Source organism: Fastidiosipila sp. (assembly GCA_012511175.1).
In the GTDB taxonomy this organism is placed as follows: Bacteria; Bacillota; Clostridia; order Saccharofermentanales; family DTU023; genus UBA4923.
On the sequence record JAAZGO010000026.1, the window covers coordinates 13113 to 31007 of the forward strand.

Consider the following 17895-nt stretch of genomic DNA (forward strand, 5'->3'; position numbering starts at 1 on the left):
ATGCTCTTATGTCATTTTACGAATGGGTTGGAAATATTGCCGCTGTCATTTCCTTTTTTTCATTAATCGGTAACGTTCTCCAGTACACGAGAAGACGGGAAACGGATAAAGATTTGCGTAAACTGGTGCAAGAGCAATACAACAACTACTATTATATCGCCAGAAGCCTGACCCGATCCCGCAATGACTCACAGGAGGCGGATTTAAACGAAGCAATTGAATTGTACAAAAATGAATGCAATTACATCCGGGGAATCGCCGATTCTGCCCGTGAAAGTCTTATCTGTTTTGGCAGGGAACAGCTGAATTACGAAGTCTATTTTGAACACCCGGCTTACCCGGGCAAGTCAGAGTACTGCGATGAGGTGTTGATGGGTCTCCCTCCCGAGCTGTCGGCCAGTCAGCTGGTTCAGCGTGAAGCGAGCGATGACCAGACTGTTTCGTAATCCACCTTTCACGGTGTGGAACTGCACAACCTGGTCCGTGATTAATTCCAAACCTGCATTGTCATCCCTTTTACGCCAACCTGTCTCTTCTGCGCGGCCACGCGCCCGATACCTTGGCCGGCACTGGATAAAGGCTGTCTATATTGCCATCACTCACTTTGTAGTCTATGCTGTTCTTTAGCCTTCTGTGAAGGCAAATACATCTATAAGGAGGAACTGGTATGCCAAATCAAGAACAAGGCAAGGATCTGCCCCTGGCAGATAAGATGAAGGAACAGGTTCAGATGACAACGGCCGCGCCGGATACCGGCGACAAACTGGACATGCATGCTTTCTGGCACAGCAGTTCCCACCTTCTGGCCCATGCGGTGAAAAGGCTGTGGCCCGAGACCAAGCTTGCCATCGGTCCGGCCATTGAAAATGGTTTTTATTACGACTTCGACCGGGAGGGGGGCTTCTCCGAGGAAGACCTCGAAACCATCGAGCAGGAAATGAAAGAAATCGTCAAGGCCAATTACAGGATCGAGCGCTTCACCCTGCCGCGCGATGAGGCGATCGCCTTTGTCAAGTCCCAGGATGAACCCTACAAGCTGGAGATGGTCGAAGCCCTGCCGGAGGACCAGGAGATTTCCTTCTACCGCCAGGGTGACTTCACCGACCTTTGCGCGGGACCTCATGTCCGTTACACCAAGCAGATCAAGGCATTCAAATTGACCAGCCTTTCCGGTGCCTACTGGCACGGTGATGAGCACAATAAGATGCTGTCCCGGATTTATGGCATCTCCTTTCCCAAAAAAGAGGAGCTGGACAACTACCTGGCCATGCTGGAAGAAGCCAGGGCCCGCGACCACCGGAAGCTGGGGCGTGAACTTGATCTCTTCATGCTGTCGGAGGCGGGACCGGGATTCCCCTTCATGCTGCCCAAGGGCATGATCCTGAAAGACCTGCTGGTCGACTACTGGAAAAAACTGCACGACCGGGCCGGCTACATCCTGATCCAGACCCCCATGATCCTGTCCCGGACCCTTTGGGAAGAGTCGGGACACTGGGACCATTACAAGGACCATATGTATACCGTCAAGATCGATGATGAGGACTATGCCGTCAAGCCCATGAACTGCCCCGGCGCCATGCTGGTCTACAAGAACAAGCCTCACTCCTACCGGGATCTGCCCATCCGTATGGCTGAGCTCGGACTGGTCCACCGCCATGAAAAATCCGGCACCCTGCATGGCATGATGCGGGTTCGCGCCTTCACCCAGGACGATGCCCATCTTTTTATGACGCCCGATCAGATGAAGGATGAGATCAGCGGCATTGTCCGCCTGATCGATGATCTTTACCGCAGCTTTGGCTTCCAGTACCGGGTCGAGCTGTCCACCCGGCCGGAAAATGCCATGGGCGCCATCGAGGATTGGGACCGTGCCGAAGCGGTGCTCAAGGATGTACTCGACGAACTCGAATCTGACTACAGCATCAACGAGGGTGACGGTGCCTTCTACGGACCCAAGATCGACTTTCATATCCGCGACGCTATCGGCCGCGGCTGGCAGTGCGGGACCATCCAGTTGGATTTCCAGATGCCCCAGCGCTTCGAGCTCGAATACACCGGCTCTGACGGGGACAAGCACCGGCCCATCGTGGTCCACCGCGTGGCCTACGGGGCTCTGGAGCGTTTCATGGCCATCCTGATCGAGCACTACGCGGGGAAGTTTCCTTTCTGGCTGGCGCCTGATCAGGTACGGGTCCTGACTATCTCACAGGACCATGCGGATTACGGGGAAAAGGCCGTTTCGGAATTGAAGAATCGTGGCCTGCGGGCGGAACTTGACGCGCGTGATGAGAAGATCGGCTACAAAATCCGTCAGGCTCAGCTGGACAAGGTGCCCTATATGCTGGTAGTCGGCGACAAGGAAATCGAAGGCGGAACCGTTTCAGTCCGCAGTCGGGATCAGGGCAGCCTTGGATCCCTTCCGCTGGACGCTTTCATTGAGAGAGCGGTGGCAGAAAACCAATCAGCCTTATAGGACCGGACGTATCAATGGCAAAGGGTGCCGGCCGCGCTCAGCGGCCGGCACTTTTTACGCGGGCGCAATTTCCAGCGCCAGTTCCATCATCTGACGGTAACCTTCCTGCCGGGCCTCCGGTGTATCGGATTCCCCGGTCAGAATGTGATCGCTGACTGTAAACATACCCAGGGCGCGCTTGCCGAATTGCCGGGCCTTCATGTAGAGTCCGGCTGATTCCATTTCAGCGCACAGGGCCCCATATTGCATCAGATTTTTGAAAACTTCGTCCGAAAAGTTGGTGTAAAACTGATCGGAGCTCAGGACGGTGCCGGCATGCACCCGGATACCCATCTCGCGTGCCTTGGCATAGGCTTGAACCAGCAGGTCAAAATCAGGGGTCGGGCAAAATTCGTAAGGACCGAATAAACCGTGGTTGATTTTTGAGTCGGTGTTTGCCGCGGTGGCCAGAACCAGGTCATGGAGCTGGATAGCCTTCTGCATGGCACCGGTGCTCCCGATACGGATGATGGTATCGACTTCATAAAATGCATAGAGTTCATGGATATAGATCAGGGAAGAAGGAATGCCCATTCCTGATCCCATGACGGACAGGCGCTTTCCCTTGTAAGTGCCCGTGTAACCCAGCATACCGCGCACCTGGTTGAAAAGGACGGGGTGCTCAAAATAGGTTTCAGCGACAAATTTGGCCCGGAGCGGGTCACCGGGCATGAGGACGGTATTGGCAATTTCATCGGGGCTTTTCGCCTCAATGTGAGGGGTTGGAATGCTCATCTTGGCTCCTTTCACTTGTCAGCGGCCGGCTGGCATCTTTACAACTATCCTGGTCCAATCATAACAGAGACACACTTTCTGATACCCTGTTGATGAAAGGCAAAAAAAAAAGCCGCACGGAGGTACACAGATGACGAGGGAAACTCAGCCGGACAAGATGGTCAGAACCCGCCCCCGCCTCGGCGGCGCCCTGATTTTTTTGTCTGCATCGGCCCTGACTCTCCTGATCCTGATCATATTTCGCGAAATCGCTTTCCGGCGGCCGGCCCTGGCGGACGCTTACGCGACCCGGATCTTTTCACCTCTTGCGGCCATCTGGGCCTGGCCATCCAGCCAGTTTTCCTTTTCCCTGACCGAATTTTTCGCGCTTGTCGGCACACCGGTCCTCTTCCTCCTTCTCATCCTGGGGATCATCCGCCTCTTCAGGAAGCGGGCTCACCGCCTCCGCCGTTTATTGAAACCGGCTTTGGTGATCCTGGGCATTGCCTGCCTCCTGCTCTCCCTTTTCCTGGTTTTTCACGGTTTGAATTACGCCCGCCCGCCCCTGGCCGGTAAGCTGGGTCTTGACCTCAGGGAGCATTCAGCCGATGAACTGGAAGCGGCCGTGCGCCGCCTGGCTAGGGCAGCTGTCCGGGCACGCCGGGATCTTGCCGAATCGGATGACGGCACCGTCGCGATCGGCCCGCTGAATACCGTTTGGAAGGCTGCTTTTGACGGCTGGGAGCAGGCGGCCTTGCGATGGCCCGCCCTGGAAAGCCCGGTCCGTGCCCGCCCCAAGGGCGTGCTTCTGTCCCATTACTGGTCCTATACCAATATCGTGGGCCTCTACATGCCTTTTTTTATCGAACCCAATATCAATATCGATCAGCCTGCCTTCATGATCCCGTCAACCACGGCACACGAAATATCACACACGCGCGGTTTCGCCAGGGAGGGCGACAGCGATTTCGCAGCCTTTCTAAGCTGTGCCTGCCACCCCGACCCCCTCTGGCGTTACTCAGGCCTGATCAGCGCCTGGAAAAGTGCCGGAAACAGGCTGTGGGAGGAGGACCGTCAGCGCTGGGAGGCAGCTTACAGGGAGGAGCTTTCACCTGCTGTCATCCGGGATCTCGAAGCCGAATCGCTTTACTGGGAAGCTTTTGAAACACCGGTGGCTGATTTTTCGGAAAAGGTCAACGATGCCTACCTCAAGGCCAACAGGGAAGAAGAAGGTGTAAAAAGCTATGGCGCCGTGGTCGATCTTTTGCTGACCTGGCTTGACACCGCCGAAGCGGAGCGGATCCTTTTCCCCGAGCCGTGAGAAGATGGTTTCTATATATTCCAATTAGAGGGTGATGGCTAGTCTCCCGCGTCATATAGAGCCTAGAATTAAAGGGTAAGCACATATTGTGGTATTTTCACGCAATATGTGCTTTTTATGACAAATTTTAGGTCTTTCAGGTGGAGAAAATCAACTCAAAATAATCTTAAAGATAGTCATTTCTAAACCGTTAAAGTTTCTCAAAATGCTCTATAATGATATTCAGCTTATAAGACATTTTATTTTAGGAGTGATTTTCATGGAATTTACCTTAGAGTTCTTTATGAACGACAGATACCAGCTTCTAAAACTTCTTCACGACAATCAGGTTAAAATCAAAGATGACTTCTATGTTCCGCTGTCTCAGCAGGAGATGGCAGATATGGCAAGAATGTCAAAATTGAAAACCAACCGAATTATCAACGAATTGATTGAAGAAGGATTTTTAGAAAGCTACAAAAACAAACGTGGCAAATACGAAATAACTGAAAAGGGTATGAAAGCCCTGTTCTTAATTCAAAAGACTAACGCCTGAGTAAAGGAGGGCTATAACTTTGAATGAAATACAAAGAAACCATCAAACAACAATCAACGTGACTCAAAAGGCCAACCTTATTTGGGCAATAGCAGACATCATTGGGCAGGGTCTTTATAAACCCCACGAATACGGCAAGATTATTTTGCCTATGACCGTCATCAAGCGATTCAATGACGCTCTTCTTCCGACCAAAGCAGAGGTCATGAGGGAATATGAAAAGACGAAACACCTGCAGGTTGCTGACATTCTTTTAGAGAGGGCTTCGGGGTATCTCTTTTACAACATCAGCCCTTTCACTTTTGAAAATCTTGTTCAAGACCCTGACCACATCGAAGCAAACTTTAGAGCCTTCTTGGGTGGCTTCTCTGAAAATGTAAAAGATGTCTTGGATAACTTTGAGTTTGAAAAAGAGATATCAAAGCTGGCAAATAACGGAATGCTCTTTTTGATTATCCAGGAGTTTAATAAACCGAGTGCTTACATGGGTCCTGACCTTATTTCCAGCACGGACATGGGCTACGTCTTCGAGGAATTGGTCAGACGCTTTTCTGAGTCCTACAACGAACAAGCAGGAGCTCACTTCACAAGCCGAGACATTATCTACCTCATGACAGACCTTCTTATCTCAGAAGACAGGGAAGTTTTGACTCAGGAGACGGTTGGGAAAACAGTTTATGACCAAACCATGGGAACCAGCCAAATGCTGGCTTGTATGGAAGAAAGGATCAAAGACCTAAACAAAGAAGCTGGCGTAATTTTGTTCGGACAAGAATTAAATCCCGAAACTTATGCTATAGCCAAAGCGGATATGCTCATCAAGGGTGGCAACGCTGAAAACATGAAACTTGGGAATACGCTCACCAATGATCAGTTCCCTGGCTATACCTTCGACTACTGTATTTCCAATCCTCCCTTTGGGATTGACTGGAAGGTAGAAAAATCCTTTGTTGAGGCAGAAGCTAAAAAAGGGAATGCAGGACGTTTTGGTGTAGGACTTCCCCGAATTAGTGACGGGCAGCAGCTCTTTGACCTGAATGGACTTGCTAAGCTTAAGGATACGGGGAGAATGGCGATTGTCCATAATGGCTCTCCCTTGTTTGTGGGGGACGCAGGGTCAGGTTCCAGCGAAATCAGACGCTACATCATAGAGAACGACTGGCTGGAAGCAATCGTTCAATTACCCAATGACAGCTTTTACAACACGGGGATTACAACCTATGTCTGGATTATGTCAAAGAATAAAGCCCCTCACAGAAGAGGGCGAGTTCAGTTGATTGATGCGTCCAAGATGTTTGACAAGAGGCGTAAATCCATCGGACATAAAAGAAACGATATATCAGAAGCTTGCAGGGAAGTTATCATTCAGGCTTACGGAGAGTTCGAAGACAAAGAATACGAGCTTGGTGACCGTGTTTGTGAGTCCAAGATTTTTGAGAATATTGAGTTTGGTTTTAATCGAATCGTGATTGAAACGCCTGAATATGATGAGAACGGACAGGCTGTAAAAAATAGGGGCAAAAAGGTTGCGGATACCAAGAAGCGTGACTATGAGAATGTTCCCCTCACCGAAGACATTGACAGTTATTTTGAAAGAGAGGTAAAACCTTACAATCCTGACGCTTGGATTGATAAGAACAAAATATCTGTTGGATATGAGATTCCCTTCACTCGTTATTTCTACAAGTTCCAGCCGCCTGAGAAGTCTGAAGATATTGCTGACCGGATTATGGCGATGGAAAAAGACCTCATGGTTTCTCTTCATGAATTGTTTTCTGACGGAGGTGAGGCAGTTGAGTAGACGAATGAAAGATTCAGGTGTTGAGTGGATAGGGGAGATACCAGAAGACTGGGGAATGTCCTTATTAGGTAATCACTTTAGAGAGCGAACAGAGAGAGTTTCTGACTTTGATTATGAGCCACTATCCGTGACAAAAAGAGGGATACTCAGGCAACTTGAAACTGTTGCTAAAACGTCGAATAGAGACGACAGGAAGAAAGTCTGCATCAATGATTTTGTTATAAACTCACGCTCGGATAGAAAGCAATCGTGCGGTTTATCGTCACTAAACGGGTCGGTCTCTGTAATAAACACTGTGCTTGCGATAAGAGATATTGACCCAGAATACGCAAAGTATCTATTAGACAATTACGGTTTCGCTGAAGAGTTTTATAGGTGGGGAACAGGAATAGTCGATGATCTTTGGTCCACAAGATACAGCTCAATGAAGAAGATTCGAATTCCTATTCCTCCTCAACAGGTTCAGTCGAGAATCGCCACCTACCTCGACCAAAAAACCGCAACCATCGACCACATTATTGAGAAGACAAAAGAATCCATTGAAGACTACAAGCTATACAAACAATCCCTGATAAGTGAAGCCGTCACCAAGGGGCTTAGCCCTGATATGAAACTCAAAGATAGCGGTGTTGAGTGGATTGGGGAGATGCCTGAGCATTGGGCTATAAGCAAAATAAAGCACGTTGCGGATTTTGCTCCAAATCTGAACTTGGAGTTTGATGAGGAACAACCTATCGGCTACGTTCCTATGGATCGAGTGAAAAGCGGCTACCTGTTGCCCGGAGAAAGCTTGTTCCAAAATCTGAGCACCGGACTTGTTCCTTTCCAAGAGGGTGATATCGTCATGGCAAAGGTGACGCCATGTTTTGAAAATGGAAATATTGCGGTTGCGAAGAATTTATCACAACGAGTTGCTTACGGAAGTTCAGAGCTGTTTGTTTTTAGGAGTCATGGGGTAGATACTGACTATCTATATTATTTTCTTCAAACAAATCTCTTTAAAGATGCTTCTGTTGCAACAATGACGGGGACGGGGGGGCTAAAACGCGTATCATCTTCTTTCGTAAGGAACGCCTATCTTCCCATGCCTTCAGTTGTAGAGCAAAAAGAAATCTCTTCCCATCTGGGTAGAGAAATAAGGAAGATGGAAGAAACGATTATTCAAAAAGAACAACTCATTGAAGACTTAGAAGCTTACAAAAAATCCCTCATCTACGAAGTTGTCACAGGCAAAAGGGAGGTTCAGTAATCATGGACTACAAAGAAAAACGCTTTGAAGAGGACATCGAACAATGGCTTCTGATCTATGGCGGTTATACCAAAGGCGACCAAAAAACCTATGACAGAAAAAAAGCCCTTGACCTCCCCAAGCTGGTTGAGTTCATTCAAGCAACCCAACCCAAAGCATGGGAACGCTACGTCTATACCTACAAAGCGGACGCAGAAAACAAGCTATTCAAACGGTTTACTGAGGAAGTTGAATTAAACGGACTTCTCCATGTTCTAAGGCGAGGGATAACCGACCACGGGATCAGACTCCGTGTCGCAGCCTTCCCTCAAGAGTCAACCCTCAATCCGGAGGTCGTAAAGAACTATGAAGCCAATATCCTGACAGTCACCCGGCAATTCAAGTATTCCACAGCCAATGAAAATTCGATTGATATGGTGTTGTCATTAAATGGCATACCTATTGTTGCTTTGGAGCTGAAAGACCAATTTACAGGTCAGAATGTTGATAACGCCAAAAAGCAATTCATGTATAACCGTGACCCAAGAGAACTCTGCTTCCAATTCAATAAACGCTTCCTGGTTTGTTTTGCGGTTGACTTAGATGAAGTTGAGATGACAACAAAGCTCGAAAGGGGCAACACCGTCTTCTTACCTTTCAATCAGGGAAGTAGTGGTTCGGGGAAAGTAGGAGGGGCAGGGAACCCCAAAAACGTTGAGGGCTATCCAGTTTCATATTTATGGGAACAGGTTTTGAAAAAAGACTCTCTCATGGATCTTTTGAGGCGTTATCTCCATTTAGATCAAAAGGTTGAGAAAGTCGTAAAGAACGGCAAGGAGACCCGAAAGAGAGAAGAGAAACTCATTTTCCCCCGCTACCATCAGCTCGATTCTGTCCGGTATCTTTTAGGGGACGCAAGAGCAAATGGCAGCGGTCAAAACTACCTTATTCAACACAGTGCCGGTTCAGGAAAGTCAAACTCCATCGCTTGGCTTTCTTATGGATTGGCAAGCCTCCATGATGAGAATAACCAACATATCTTTAATTCGGTTATCGTGGTGACTGACCGGAAGGTATTGGACAATCAGCTCCAAAGAACCATCTCTTCTTTTGACCATACCAAGGGGCTTATTGAAATAATAGACGACAAAAAGACCTCTCAGGATTTGAGGAAAGCCATCAATGACGGGAAGCGGATTATTGTCACGACCCTTCAAAAGTTCCCCTTCATCTACGAAGAAATTGATGAAGTGAAAGGCAAACGCTTTGCTGTCATCGTTGACGAAGCCCATTCAAGCCAGACGGGAAAGAGTGCGGCAAAGCTACGGGAAGGTCTGACGGATACGGAAGAAGCTCTCAGGGAATACGAGAGGATTGAGTCAGCCGAAGAAAGGGAAGCAGAAGACTACGAAGATAAGATTGTAAATGAGCTTTTGGCTCACGGCCGCCAGGAGAATCTTTCTTTCTTTGCCTTTACCGCAACCCCCAAACAAAAGACGTTAGAAGTATTCGGCAAGAAGACACCCGAAGGCTCTTTTATTGCTCACCATATTTACAGCATGAGACAAGCCATTGAAGAGGGCTTTATCCTGGATGTCTTGAAAAACTACATGACTTACAAAACCTGCTACAAGATTGCCAAAGAAACAGAAGATAACCCAGCATTACCGTCTTCCCTTGCGACAAGAACCATCAAAAACTACCAGTCGCTTCACCCTTATAACCTCCAACAAAAAACGGCCATCATTATTGAACAGTTCCGAGAGGTCACAAAAAAGAAAATCGGAGGAAGAGCCAAAGCTATGGTGGTCACGTCTTCCCGTCTTCATGCGGTGAGATATTACCATGAGTTCAAACACTACATTGAACGAAAAGGTTATGAGGATGTCGATATTCTGGTTGCCTTTTCGGGGATTGTGAAAGACCATTCCATTGATTACACCGAAGAGGGGATCAATAAGAGAAGAGACGGCAGCACCATCAAGGAAGACCAGCTCAGAGACGATTTTCACGGAGATGATTTCAATGTTCTGATTGTTGCTGAAAAATACCAGACTGGATTTGACGAACCACTCCTTCACAGTATGTTTGTCGATAAAAAGCTGGAAGGTGTGAAGGCAGTCCAAACTTTATCAAGGTTGAACCGTATTTACCAAGGAAAAGAAGACACCTTCGTTTTGGATTTTGTGAATACGGGTGATGACATTCAAGAAGCCTTCAAGCCTTACTATGAGGCAACCATTCTTGATGAAGAAATAAACATCAACTTGATTTACGATACGAGGTCAGCCCTTCAGCAATACGGTCTTTACAATAACGAGGACATAGAAGAATTCGTCAAGATTTACTACAAGAAGGGGAAACAGACGGAGACTGATTTGGGGCGTATGACTTCCGCATTAAAACCCGCTGTCAAACGCTACGAGGATCTGGACGAGGATGAGCGTTTTGGTTTCAAGCGTATCGCAAGAAACTTCGTCAGGTGGTATGCCTATATCACTCAGATTGCCAGAATGTTTGATAAAGAACTTCACAAGGAATATGTCTTTGTTTCCTACCTTGAAAAGCTTCTTCCCAAAGTCAGTCCGGATCCCGTTGATTTAGAGGGAAAGCTGAAACTTGAATTCTACAAATTACAGCAGACCTTCAAGGGCGACATTAGTTTCTCACCCATCGGGGAAGAACAGGTCATATATAACCCTGAGAACATCAACCCTGAATCCAGTCCGGAACCGGACGAGCTCTTGGAAACTATCATCAAGCGTATCAACGATCGTTATACGGGAACGTTTTCTGAAAGCGATAGGGTAATTGTTGAGACAATTTACAACCGAGGAATCAAGAACAACAAAGAAGTTGAAAAATATGTCAAAAGCAACGACATGGAAGTTTTCATAAACAGTATTTTCCCCCAAGTTTTCAAGGCAATAGCTCAGAGCCTTTATGCTGAATCAATCGAGTCATACACGAAGCTTTTTGAGGACAGAGAACTCTACGCTTCGGTCATGGAAGAGATGGCACGACAAGCCTATAAAGAGCTTGGATAAAGAAGGGGGTATATAATTTCCCCCAATGATTACACGAAGCCGTCAGAGAGCGTCTGGCGGCTTCCTGCTACATGAAACGACTGGCACGAATCGCTTCTAAATCTTCCTCTGAAATCTTCATGGGTTGGTTCTCGGAAATCAACCGATAAAGAATATTTTCAATGTCAGGGTGCTTCAAAATCATAGAGATAAGAACCCATTTGTTCATTTTTCTGTAGCCCCTAATTCCACACTCTTTAGAGATTTCATAGAGCCTGGAATTAGGCAAGTCGAACAGATATTCACGCCTGTTGAAACTTCTAACACCATCTTCTTCATTAAACTTGAAGTATTTATTGTTGGTGGCTTCCCTTGCTCTCTTGGTATTCTCACGAAGGAGGGTAGTATATCGAGAGCTTGGCATAGGAAGGTTGATTTCTTGTTGCATGACTTCGGGAAGAGTGTAATTCGCCATTCCTTTCAAAATTTCAACAAAAATCATTTCAGCGTCTTTTTCCGATGAGGGATACTTGCCATGCGTCACTCTCCAATTTCGGATGTAATTGAAAAAGCCAACATAGTATTCAAGATACTTCGTTGAAACATTCGTCATGTTCTTAACGATATAGAGCTTAATGTCCTTATGAAGCTCATTGACACGGGCGAGATTTAACCCTTTTTCTTTTCGAAGTTTCAAAAAATCTTCATAGAGCAGTCCACCCACGTTATTGATGTGATCGATTTCTTCTCTTCGGTAAAGTCTATTCATAATGACAGCATTTTCCCGTCTTGCTTCTTTTACTCCAAAGACATCCGCAAGGTCTGCATCCACAACTCCGTTGCTTTTCAAAATCTCGTCATAGTTAGACGGCCGAACATAATGAGGATAATTGAATATTCCACACACTTCCTTATAGACGGTGTTGGCGTCCGAGCAAACATAAGCAGGATGGTCAAGGTGTTCTACAAAAAAGTCTGTAATCAGTTCTTTGGTGACCCGACCCATCGCTGTCACTTTGCAAACACAATAGCCCCTGTTATCAATGGCTGTGACTACCGTGGCAAATTCAGGACCCATGACTCCCACTATTGAGGGCTTACGACCATAACGGGGTTTCCTCTTTGTGTCTTTTGAAAGATAGGAAACAAGCCCCCTGCTTCCCTTTTGACTTTCTCGAATAAAGGTTTCATCTACTTGGACAACCCCACTCAGAAGAGGCGTATTCATTTTCGAGAGGGCATGGATTAGTTTCATACGCCAGAACCAGACCGTCTTGATATTGATTCCCTCATAGCCATAATCTCTTTCCAAAACATTCTGCATGGATTTGAGAGAAAGATTGTTGATTGTCATTTGGAGCATTTTGACCCACGCATCCCAATGCCAGTTGTTCTTTTCAAGGATGGTTCCCGTGAAGCGTGTAAATCTCTTATGACAAACCTTACACAGATAACGCTGCGAGCCATCAGACCGCTTACCATTCTTGACGACATCCTTGGACTGACAGCTCGGGCAGACACTATTGATGTCATGCTTTTCGAGTTGAGATTGAAGGCTGTTTGTGATGGCTTGTTTGACTTCATTATCAAAGCTGACCCCCGACTCTTTTGAGTAGCCGTCCACCAGCTTCTTCATGGCGTGAAAGGGGAGCTGTGAGAAGATTTCTTGTAATTCTTGTTCTGAATAAGTCTTCTGGTTCATCGGAAACCTCCTCTCAATCAAGGTGCGGTTCATTTCCTTACACCATAAGGCTATCATAATCTCTCGAAAATATCAAGCAGAAAATGGGCATATTTGCATTCTGAAGCCGTGTAATCAATGTATATTGGTGTTTGTAATCATCACCCGATGGTTGGAATATATGTGATGGTTTCGGGCATCTTGACATCTTCCGCCGGGAGCTTAGAATGGGGCAATAGGAATAAACTATGGTATTTTCATCCTTGGTCTTTTTATATGTCTTCCTGCCCGCCTGTCTGGTCGCTTCCTGGCTGACAAGCCGTACGCGCGCGCAAAACGTTTTCCTCCTCCTGGCTTCTCTCTTTTTCTACGCCTGGGGCGAACCAATTTATGTGATCCTGCTTCTCCTTACCTGCTTTGTGATCTGGCTGTGCGGGATTCTCCTGGGACGGGCGCGTTCGCGCCGTGCGCGCAGGGGCTGGCTTGTGGCAGCCATTATTTTTGCCCTGGCAAGCCTTGTCTATTTCAAATACACGGGCTTTATGGTGGAGATTCTGAACACGCTGCCCTTTTTCAATTTTCAGGTACCTCAGATAACACTGCCGATCGGCATCTCCTTCTATACCTTCCAGGCCCTGACCTACATCATTGATCTTTACCGGGGTGAAATCAGGATCCAACGTTCCTACGCCCGTTTTCTGCTCTATGTCTCCCTCTTTCCCCAGTTGATCGCGGGCCCCATCGTCCGCTATGCCGACATTGAGCGGGAACTCCACCGCCGGGAAATCACTCTGGATGGGATGGCTGCAGGGATCCTGCGCTTTCTCGGGGGTCTGGCCAAGAAGGTCCTGATCGCCAACTACGCCAGTGAGATCGTCGAACTCTGCCTGGAGTCCGGGCACTTCTCCCAAATCAGTGCCGCGACTGCTATTTTGGGAATCATGGCCTTTGCCATCCAGATCTATTTTGACTTCTCGGGCTACTCTGACATGGCCATCGGCCTGGGGCTCATGTTCGGATTTCATTTCCTTGAAAACTTTAAGCATCCTTACATCTCATCCACCATTACGGAATTCTGGCGGCGCTGGCACATCTCCCTCAGCACCTTTTTCCGGGACTATGTCTACATCCCCCTGGGCGGCAACAAACGCCACCGTTTTCGCAATACCCTGATTGTCTGGTTTTTGACCGGTCTTTGGCATGGGGCCAACCTCAACTTCGTGGTCTGGGGCCTTTATTATTTCCTGCTCCTCATGCTGGAAAGGATCCTGATCCTGCCGCACAGGGATAAGATCCCCCGCCTGATCCGTCATCTGTGGACCATGCTGGCCGTGCTGGTGGGATGGACCTTGTTTTATTTCACAGAAACTGCCCGCTTCCTGACATTCTGGGGCAGAATCTTCGCTCCGGGGCTGGCCGGTTTTGCTGACATCGAGGCCAAGATCCTCTGGAAACAGCACATCCTGTTCATCCTTCTTGCCGCTGTGTTTTCAACGCCACTTCTTCCCTGGATCCGCAAGCGATTCAAAGATCCGCTCCACCGGCTGGAGTACTCCCGCATGGGGGGCTTCTTGAGAACAGCCGGTGCTCTCTTTCTTCTTTTTGTATCGACGGCCTCACTGGTCGCCTCAAGCTACAATCCATTTTTATATTTCCGATTCTAAGGTCGTAAGGTGAACCGATGCGCACACGTCAAACAAATCAGTCCATCCTGGTCATAGGCTTTCTGGTCACCCTCCTTGTCATCGGGGTCCTGCACCTGATCCTTCCCGAGCAGGCTGTTTCCGAAGATGAGGGGCGAGCCCTGGCTCACTTCCCCAAGCTTTCCTACGCTGATGCCCTGACGGGGGAACAGGCGGTCAAGATTGAAAAATGGTACAACGATCAATTCCCCTTCCGGGAGAACTTCATCCAGGCAGGCAAGGGCTGGCGCAGCCTGGCCTACCCCAACCTGAACACAGATGGCATGGCGATTTACCTGATTCCGGATGAAGAGGGAACTTTCGCCCCCGACCCAACCGAACCCCCGCCCACGGCTCCCCCTCCCACAAGCGAACCGGCAGAGGAAACGCCGGCGACAACGGAAACCCTGCTGCCAACCGAAGCCCCTGAACCGCCGCCCCTTGACCCTTTCGGAGAAGTGACCACCACCAAGGGACTGATCATCATCAACAACCGGGCCATGGAACGCTACTACGGGAACGAAGAAAGACTCAAGGCCTATGGGGAACGCCTCAACCGGTTGAATGAAAAGCTGGGCAGCGGCACGCAGCTTTACAGCCTGATCGCGCCCACGGCCATCGAACTCTACGCGCCCGATGAGCATCATTCCGGTTACTCATCTCAGAAACTTTGCATCGGCATTGTCAATGACACGCTGGATCCGGATATCCGCGCTGTCCAGGCTTATGACAAATTGCTCTTTCACCGCGATCAGTATATCTATTACCGGACCGACCATCACTGGACAGGGTTGGGCGCCTATTACGCCTACGCCGCATTTTGCGAGTCAGCCGGCTTTGAGGCGGCAGGCCTGGAGGAGATGGAGCATTACCAGATTGAAGGCACTTACCTGGGCTCCCTCTACCGTGTTTCGAAGAACGCTGTCCTGAAGGACAAGCCTGATACCACCGAGGGCTGGAAACCCAATGCCGAGTACACGGCGACCGCCTGGGACAACAGCGAGATGACGGTCACCTACAAAATCCGGCTGAATGACGAAAGAGTCAAGGGCGGCAACAGCTACCTCAATTTTTCCGGCGGTGACCGGGCCCTTTTGAAAATTGAAACCAATCACCAATCCGGCCGCAAGATCCTTCTGGTCAAAGATTCTTTCGGGAATGCCTTCGTCCCTTATCTTGCCAATCATTTTGACGAGATCTATGTGATCGATCCCCGCTATTACGTCCGCAGCATGACTGACCTGATCCGGCGCGAGGGAATTACCGATGTGCTCATCCTCAATTACATGTTCGGCACTTCCAATCAGACCTGGCTCTCAGGCTTTGACCTGATCGCAAAATAGGACCGCTTCCGTGTTAAACTGTCCGAAACAACAAAAGGAGTTTTGATATGACCCTTACGATTCCATCGTTTCCCTTGTCTTTCGACGACTTTGTGACCCTGGCGCAAGACATGATGAAAAACCCCCAGGGCACCGCGGCCCTCCTGATCATCGCGCTCAAAACCTACATTGATGACAGGGAAAAGGGCCTTGAAATTTTGAATTACCTTCACGGACCAAGGCCCCTGTCTGTCCGTGATCAGCAGTTTATCCGCGACCGCATGATGGACAAGCCCTATCTGCCCGACTCCTACCTGGCAGGTGCCAGGCCGAAAAACAACTACACCCCGGATCAACCCCTGTCCATCCAGGTGCTGCCCGATCCGATCCCCGCTGAAAGCGATGAATTCGCCAGGGTCCGCCTTATGTCATCGGGGGCTGACAGCCCTCGTATTGTCACGCTCAGGCGCCAGGCTTCCGGAGATGTGTGGTTCCTGTGGGACTACCCTGCCGTTGTGACCGGTATCCGGCTCCCAGCCAAAGAAGATCCCTGGTCATAGACCGGTCCATTATTTGATCCGCGCGACACCCGTCGCGACAGCCGCTTCATAGACGGCCCGCGCGACCGTTTCCCTGAGGCGCGGATCTGCCGGTTCCGGCAGAATCCGGTCCCTGTGAAGCCCCTCCTCACCGGCCAGCCTGGCCAAAGCCATGGCCGCCGCCCGCTTCATGGCATCGTTGATGTCGGAGGCCCTGGCATCAAAGACACCCCGGAAAATGGCGGGAAAGGCCAGCACATTGTTGATCTGGTTGGGGTAGTCGGACCGGCCCGTGGCAACGATGAATGCGCCGGCCTTTTTTGCCTCCGCCGGATCAATCTCGGGATCCGGATTGGCGCAGGCAAAGACAACCGGATCGGGAGCCATGGCTCTGATCATGTCACCGGTGACCAGGCCAGGTCCAGAAAGCCCGATCAGGACGTCGGCGCCTCTGAGCGCATCAGCCAGACTTCCATGTAGACCTCTTTTATTGGTGAGTACTGCCAGCTCATTTTTCTCGTCATTCATGCCAGGCCGCCCCGTCCGGAGTATTCCCCCGCGGTCGCAGATAAGAAGATCTTTTGCGCCGAACTCCATCAGGAGGCGGGCAACGGCTGAGGAGGCGGCGCCCGCCCCGCTGAATACAATCCGCGCCTCGTTCATGGTCCTGCCCGTCAATTTCAAGGCGTTGATCAGGGCGGCCAGCACCACCACGGCCGTGCCGTGCTGATCGTCATGAAAGACGGGAATGTCGCAGACTGCCTTCAGCCTTCTTTCAATTTCAAAACAGCGCGGGGCCGAGATGTCCTCCAGATTGATCCCCCCAAAACTCCCCGACAGCAGCTGGATGGTCCGGACGATTTCATCGGTGTCTTTTGACCGGATGCAGAGAGGGAAAGCATCCACGTCGCCGAATGCCTTGAAGAGGACACACTTGCCCTCCATGACCGGCATGGCAGCCTCAGGCCCGATGTCGCCCAGGCCAAGAACGGCCGACCCGTCGGTCACAACCAGGCACAGATTCCAGCGCCGGGTCAGGTCATAGGATTTCGCGGGATCCCCGGCGATGGCCAGGCAGGGGGCCGCTACCCCCGGTGTATAGGCGATGGCAAGATCTTCCTTTGAACTCACGCTGACCCGGGGGATCACCTCAATTTTCCCCCGCCAGCGCGCGTGTGCTTCCATGGCTCTGGCTTCATAACAGTGTTCCGGCATCATTAATCCCTCGCTTTTCGTCCTCACTCGGGTCTTTTATCTTGCGCAAAAAGACATCCTCATGGTAGCATGTGCACAGTTATAATAATTATGACTTTGTAATCATTATAAAGTCATAAAGGAAGACTGCCCCCTCGGGGATCAGGCAGAACAGACACAGAAAGGAATCGTGAAAAATGCCAATGGTCGGAAAACAGGCCCCCTTGTTCGAAGCAGGCGCCTACTACAAGGGGAAGTTCACCAAGGTGAAACTGGAGGACTACAAAGGTCAATGGGTGATGCTCTGCTTCTATCCCGGCGACTTTACCTTTGTCTGAGG

At 49.4% G+C, this 17895-nt stretch carries 14 protein-coding genes; 11 read left to right on the top strand and 3 right to left on the bottom strand.

All coding sequences use genetic code 11. The features are described from left to right. The first annotated feature begins 8 nt into the window (after positions 1–8). Positions 9–446 (top strand): hypothetical protein, encoded by a 438-nt coding sequence (locus GX839_05405; GenBank protein NLB04897.1) that lies wholly within the window; start codon positions 9–11, stop codon positions 444–446. Between the two features lie 221 nt (positions 447–667). Next, on the top strand, positions 668–2473 hold the full coding sequence (thrS, locus tag GX839_05410; GenBank protein ID NLB04898.1) for a threonine--tRNA ligase: 1806 nt from the start codon (positions 668–670) through the stop codon (positions 2471–2473). 54 nt (positions 2474–2527) lie between these two features. Here thrS and deoD read toward each other — a convergent pair whose 3' ends face one another. Further along, positions 2528–3247, bottom strand: a complete 720-nt coding sequence (gene deoD / locus GX839_05415; protein NLB04899.1) for a purine-nucleoside phosphorylase — start codon at positions 3245–3247, stop codon at positions 2528–2530. 130 nt (positions 3248–3377) lie between these two features. On the opposite strand from deoD, the gene GX839_05420 reads away from it, so the two are divergent. The 5 genes from GX839_05420 to GX839_05440 all read left to right on the top strand — a co-directional run bounded on the left by GX839_05420 (position 3378) and on the right by GX839_05440 (position 11158). Continuing rightward, on the top strand, positions 3378–4547 hold the full coding sequence (locus GX839_05420; GenBank protein NLB04900.1) for a DUF3810 domain-containing protein: 1170 nt from the start codon (positions 3378–3380) through the stop codon (positions 4545–4547). A 259-nt stretch (positions 4548–4806) separates the two neighbouring features. Next, positions 4807–5082 carry a helix-turn-helix domain-containing protein gene (locus GX839_05425; protein ID NLB04901.1) on the top strand — a complete coding sequence of 92 codons (276 nt, stop codon included), beginning with the start codon at positions 4807–4809 and terminating at the stop codon, positions 5080–5082. Positions 5083–5101: 19 nt separating this feature from the next. After that, positions 5102–6883 carry an SAM-dependent DNA methyltransferase gene (locus tag GX839_05430; protein ID NLB04902.1) on the top strand — a complete coding sequence of 594 codons (1782 nt, stop codon included), beginning with the start codon at positions 5102–5104 and terminating at the stop codon, positions 6881–6883. 4 nt (positions 6884–6887) lie between these two features. After that, complete coding sequence (locus GX839_05435) at positions 6888–8132, top strand: restriction endonuclease subunit S (GenBank protein ID NLB04903.1); 1245 nt, start codon at positions 6888–6890, stop codon at positions 8130–8132. 2 nt (positions 8133–8134) lie between these two features. Further along, entirely contained in the window at positions 8135–11158 is a 3024-nt protein-coding gene (locus GX839_05440; protein ID NLB04904.1) for a type I restriction endonuclease subunit R, read from the top strand. A 67-nt stretch (positions 11159–11225) separates the two neighbouring features. On the opposite strand, the gene GX839_05445 is transcribed toward GX839_05440, so the two are convergent. Continuing rightward, entirely contained in the window at positions 11226–12839 is a 1614-nt protein-coding gene (locus tag GX839_05445) for an IS1 family transposase (protein NLB04905.1), read from the bottom strand. Between the two features lie 227 nt (positions 12840–13066). Here GX839_05445 and GX839_05450 point away from each other — a divergent pair, with 227 nt between their 5' ends. Genes GX839_05450 through GX839_05460 form a run of 3 tightly spaced genes read left to right on the top strand, consistent with a single transcriptional unit; the run spans position 13067 to position 16382 of the window. Further along, the gene (locus GX839_05450; protein NLB04906.1) at positions 13067–14482 is read left to right on the top strand and encodes an MBOAT family protein; all 1416 of its coding nucleotides are present in this window, start codon (positions 13067–13069) and stop codon (positions 14480–14482) included. A gap of 17 nt (positions 14483–14499) precedes the next feature. Continuing rightward, positions 14500–15843, top strand: coding sequence for a hypothetical protein (locus GX839_05455; protein ID NLB04907.1), 1344 nt, complete (start codon positions 14500–14502; stop codon positions 15841–15843). 47 nt (positions 15844–15890) lie between these two features. After that, on the top strand, positions 15891–16382 hold the full coding sequence (locus tag GX839_05460; GenBank protein ID NLB04908.1) for a hypothetical protein: 492 nt from the start codon (positions 15891–15893) through the stop codon (positions 16380–16382). 9 nt (positions 16383–16391) lie between these two features. On the opposite strand, the gene GX839_05465 is transcribed toward GX839_05460, so the two are convergent. After that, positions 16392–17546, bottom strand: a complete 1155-nt coding sequence (locus tag GX839_05465; protein NLB04909.1) for an NADP-dependent malic enzyme — start codon at positions 17544–17546, stop codon at positions 16392–16394. Positions 17547–17752: 206 nt separating this feature from the next. On the opposite strand from GX839_05465, the gene GX839_05470 reads away from it, so the two are divergent. Next, positions 17753–17893, top strand: coding sequence for a redoxin domain-containing protein (locus tag GX839_05470; GenBank protein ID NLB04910.1), 141 nt, complete (start codon positions 17753–17755; stop codon positions 17891–17893). Positions 17894–17895: the final 2 nt, after the last annotated feature.